Origin of the sequence: Kitasatospora sp. NPDC059462 (assembly GCF_042749955.1) — a bacterium.
Classification (GTDB): Bacteria; Actinomycetota; Actinomycetes; order Streptomycetales; family Streptomycetaceae; genus Kitasatospora.
This window is the reverse complement of sequence record NZ_JBHYUU010000404.1, coordinates 1-1,280: the sequence shown is the minus strand read 5'-3', so window position 1 is coordinate 1,280 and position 1,280 is coordinate 1. Positions and strand designations below refer to the sequence as shown.

Genomic DNA, 1,280 nt, shown 5'->3' with positions numbered 1-1,280 from the left:
GTGCTGGTGACGGGTGCGAGCGGGACGTTGGGGCGGTTGGTGGCTCGTCATCTGGTGGTCGGGCACGGTGTGCGGCGTCTGCTGCTGGTGAGCCGTCGCGGGGAACTGGCACCGGGAGCCGTGGAGTTCGAGACCGAACTCGCCGCCCTGGGCGCCGAGGTGACCACCACGGCGTGCGACGTGGCGGACCGTGATGCGCTCGCCGCGCTGCTGGCGGCCGTCCCGGCCGAGCACCCGCTGACCGGAGTCGTCCACGCGGCGGGAGTGGTGGAGGACGGCATCGTCACCGCCCTCACGCCGGAGCGGATCGACCGGGTGTTCCGTCCGAAGGTGGACGCGGCTCTGCATCTGGACGAGTTGACGCGGGATGCGGAGCTGTCGGCGTTCGTCCTGTTCTCCTCGGCGGCCGGGGTGCTCGGCAGTGCGGGGCAGGGCAACTACGCGGCGGCGAACGCCTTCCTGGACGCGCTCGCGCAGCAGCGGCGGGCGGCCGGGCTGCCGGCGGTGTCGACGGCGTGGGGCCTGTGGGCCCAGGACAGCACGCTGAGCGGCGAGTTGAGCGAGGCGGACCGGCGCCGGATCTCCCGCTCGGGGATGACCGCGATCGAGACCGCCGACGGCCTGGCGCTCTTCGACGCCGCCCTGCGCACCGCCGAGCCGGTCGTGGTGCCCACCCGGCTGGAGTACGCCGCGCTGGCCGCACAGGCCCGCTCCGGGTCGCTGCCGCCGCTGCTCAGCGCTCTGGTGCGGACCCCGGTGCGGCGCACGACGGCCGGTGCCGCCACGGCCGCGCCCGGATCCTCGCTGGCGCAGCGACTGGCGGGCCGCTCCGAGGCCGAGCAGTTCGACCTCGTGCAGTCCCTGGTGCGCGAGCAGGCGGCCACCGTCCTGGGCCACGAGTCGGCGGCCACCGTCGCGGTGGACCGCCAGTTCCGGGACCTGGGCTTCGACTCGCTGACGGCCGTGGAACTGCGCAACGCGCTGAACGCGGCCTGCGGGGTGCGGCTGCCGGCGACGCTGGTCTTCGACCACCCGACGCCGGAGGCGCTCGCGCGGTACCTGCTGGCCGAGCTGGTCGGCTCGTCGACGGCCGAGCGGGAGCTCGCCGGCCTCTCCCGGCCGACGGCCGGGGCGGACGAGCCGATCGCGATCGTGGGGATGAGTTGCCGGTATCCCGGTGGCGTTGCGTCGCCGGAGGAGTTGTGGCGGCTGGTGGCCGGGGGTGGTGATGCGATCGGTGGGTTCCCGGCGGATCGTGGTTGGGATCTGGAGGGGCTCTA

The 1,280-nt window shown here is 74.6% G+C and carries 1 protein-coding gene; it reads left to right on the top strand.

The genetic code is table 11. The annotated features are described in order from the left end of the window. Positions 1 to 39: 39 nt before the first annotated feature. The coding region (locus ACFXAM_RS38780; protein WP_380298640.1) for an SDR family NAD(P)-dependent oxidoreductase at positions 40 to 1,280 on the top strand (1,241 nt) is incomplete at its 3' end.